The sequence below is a fragment of the Accumulibacter sp. genome, from assembly GCF_031732815.1.
In the GTDB taxonomy this organism is placed as follows: Bacteria; Pseudomonadota; Gammaproteobacteria; order Burkholderiales; family Rhodocyclaceae; genus Accumulibacter.
This window is the reverse complement of the sequence record NZ_JAVMKF010000250.1, coordinates 1-2,988: the sequence shown is the minus strand read 5'-3', so window position 1 is coordinate 2,988 and position 2,988 is coordinate 1. Positions and strand designations below refer to the sequence as shown.

General features: G+C 66.2%; 4 protein-coding genes. All 4 read right to left on the bottom strand.

Features of this window, described 5'->3' with window-relative positions; translation table 11 throughout:
- Positions 1-169 precede the first annotated feature (169 nt).
- Positions 170-790, bottom strand: coding sequence for a LysE family translocator (locus tag RKP46_RS15050; protein WP_311107389.1), 621 nt, complete (start codon positions 788-790; stop codon positions 170-172).
- A complete protein-coding gene (rquA, locus tag RKP46_RS15045; RefSeq protein WP_311107388.1) occupies positions 787-1,503 on the bottom strand; it encodes a rhodoquinone biosynthesis methyltransferase RquA in 717 nt (238 codons plus the stop codon). Before rquA ends, RKP46_RS15050 begins: the two co-directional genes overlap by 4 nt.
- 191 nt (positions 1,504-1,694) lie before the next feature.
- On the bottom strand, positions 1,695-2,102 hold the full coding sequence (locus tag RKP46_RS15040) for a hypothetical protein (RefSeq protein ID WP_311107387.1): 408 nt from the start codon (positions 2,100-2,102) through the stop codon (positions 1,695-1,697).
- A 128-nt stretch (positions 2,103-2,230) separates the two neighbouring features.
- Positions 2,231-2,988 (bottom strand): GGDEF domain-containing protein (locus RKP46_RS15035; RefSeq protein ID WP_311107386.1); only part of this gene is annotated, 758 nt, incomplete at its 5' end.

Here is a 2,988-nt window from a genome sequence, read left to right as displayed (position 1 = left end):
CCAGCTTCCCCTAACAAAGATCGCTCAAATTTACGATTTCTTGCTTCGAGTCAACAGTCTAGATGGAAAAAGCGGTCATGGCGATCATACGCGAATATGCCCGCACGTTGGCGACAATAGCCTTATCAACTGCAAATGGAGATGCGCTTCCGCGGTTCGAAATCCCCGGCTAACGCTGGGTTGCCGCGCTTACGATGCCGGCACCGATCAGGACGGCGCCACCAATTCTGTTGCCGGCACGCCGTGTTGTGAGGCGTCGGAGTCTGGCGCGGAAGGTGCCGGCGACAAGGGCGTACAGGGTGGCGTTCAGTGTGGCAAGGGTGACGAAGGTCAGCGCCAGAATCACAAGCTGCGGCCAAGCCGGCGCGTCCGCCGCCACAAACTGCGGCAAGAAGGCGATGAAAAACGCGATGCTCTTGGGATTCAGCACCGTAACGGTGAACGCCTGCCAGGTGGCGCTGCGATCGGCTCTGTCCCGCGCCACCGGCGCCTCGCGCGCATCGGTAGCGCTCGATCGCCACAAGCGTATGCCGAGGACGACGAGGTAGAGCGCACCCAGCCACTTCAGGAGCGTGAACAGGGCTGCCGATGTGGCCAGCAGCGCGCCCAGGCCGAGGATCGAGACGGTGATCGCGACCGCGTCGCCAAGCGCCACCCCCGGCACGGTGCGCCAGCCGGACGCGGCGCCCCCGGCGAGCGCATGGCTCACCACCAGCAGCACGGTCGGCCCCGGGATCGCAAGGACGAGCGCGCTGGCGGCGACGAAAAGGAGCCAGGTTTCAGCCGTCATCGCGGTTTCGCGTCACCCTTCCGCACGGCGACGACCTTCTGGTAGAGGCCGCCGAAGTAGGTCTCCTTGCGCCAGTCGAACTCCTCGGGCGTGCTGGCGAGCGCCGTAATCTCGCCGTCGATGAGGCCAAAGGCGAATGGCTCAAGCCAGCGGAACACCATGTTCATGACCGGGCGCAGCGGATGCCAACCGGCCGAGCGGTGGTAATCGATGAACACGACCTTGCCGCCGACCGGTACGCGGGCCAGCAGACCGTCCACCACCGCACGCTTCTCCTCATCCGGAATCTCGTGCAGGAGGAAAAAGCAGCACGCGGCATCGAACACGGCGCCCTCAAGCCTGGTCGCGTCGCCCATGCGAACCCGGGTCTGCGGAAACTCTGCCAGTTTTTGCCGGCAATGCGCGACCTGCAGCGGCGCAATGTCGATCACCTCAAGGAGCCCGTCAGACCCGAGCGTGGTCGCCAGCTCCTTGGACAAAGGGCCGTACACGCTTGCCGTCTGCAGGACATGCTGCCCAGCCGTGAACTCCTCGCACGCGGCGCGTACGAGGCGAGGCAGGTTGCCCCACAAGATCATCGTCATCGCGATGGGATTGTCGAGCAGGACCAAGCTGGCCGGCGTCAAGTAGGCCCACCGGTACGTGTCGACCAGGTAGTCGGGAAGCTCTAGCGAACGCAGCCCCCCCCCTTCCGCGTCAATGCGGCCGTCCATGGTCCCTCCGAGGAACATTATTCGTGTTCCGATACACTGCTTTCGGTCTCTGTGCCAACCGCAAAACGGATCGGGTGTGGGGGGCGGCCGGCGAGCGCCCGCTAGCACGGAAGAAGGGCCGAAAAGAGGCGGCCCCCTGCCGCTCCTCGCGAGGATGGCAGGAGGCCGAAGGAAGGCGCGACCGCAGCCGGTCAGGCAGCGGCCGCGACGGCGGAAAAGGACGAAGAGGCCGCGATCAGGACGCTGATGATGCGTTCAATCCGTTGATGCAGCACGAAATCACCGGGATTGTGACGCAACTCGAATGCGCGCCGGTCCTGCCACAAGCTGATGAAGTCGCGCGGGCGGTCGGGCTCAGCCGGCTCGCCGGTCAAGGCGCCGATGGTGCGGTCGTATTCGGGGTGCAGCTCCGGCTGAAAGCCCAAGAGCGCGCTCTCCTCGAAGCTGAGCCAGCCGGCAAGGTAGAGCTCCATGCTCAGCTCGCCGATCTGGCGCGGGTTTGCCAGGCGAGCGTCGAGCCGCGGGATCGGCAGGCCGGGCCGGGCGGTACCGCGGGGAGCCGCCGACGCGGGGCTCCTGCGCGCTCCGTCGCGCCGCATCTTGAGTGCTGCGGCCTGGAGCGGTGCCGGCTGTAGCGGCGCCCGCGGCGAAGCGGGCGGCGGGGCGAATGGAGCGGCCCTGCCGGCCGCACGCGAAGACGTCTGGAACAAGCCAAGCATCGTTACCCTCACGCGATCCTGCGGATGGTGCGCGGTCTGCCGCGCCCGCGTTTGTGCTCGAACATCGCCTGATCGGCGCGCGCCATCAGCGCCGCGCCGTCGCCTTCCGCCTGCGGGTGATAGGCTTGCAGGCCAACGCTGGCGCGGATCTCGATGCTGGTGCCCTCGAAGTCGAGGACGGCCGGATCAAGCATCTGGCCGAGTTCACGCGCCCTGCGCACGCCGTTCTGCCAGTTGGTACGCTTGAGCAGGACCGCGAACTCGTCGCCGCCCAGCCGGGCGACGCGGTCGGTCAGGCGGACGTTGGCGGACAGGAGCTCTCCGACCAGGCGCAAGGCTGCGTCGCCGGCGGCGTGGCCGAAGGTGTCGTTGATCTCCTTGAAACCGTCGAGATCGATGTAGACGAGAATGCCCTCCTCGCCGTAGCGCCGCGCCGCACTGAGCGTCCGGCTCAGTTCTTCCTCGAAGCCACGCCGGTTGAGGATGCCGGTCAGCTCGTCGGTCACCGCGAGGCGTTGCAGGCGGTCGAGCCGGCTCTGCAGGTCGTCGATCTCCTGCTCCGCCTCAATGGCAGCACTCAAGACTCGCTGCGCCAGTTCGCTGGCATCCTCGGCGCCCACCTGCAAGCGGTCGCCGTGCGCATTGAGGCGGTCGATCAGATGCGTAATGATCGACACCAGTTCCCCATTGCCAGCATTGCTTGCGGAAGACGAGGCGATTACGTTCGGTGTCAGCAGGAGCGTGTTGCCCACGGTGCTCTCCATTT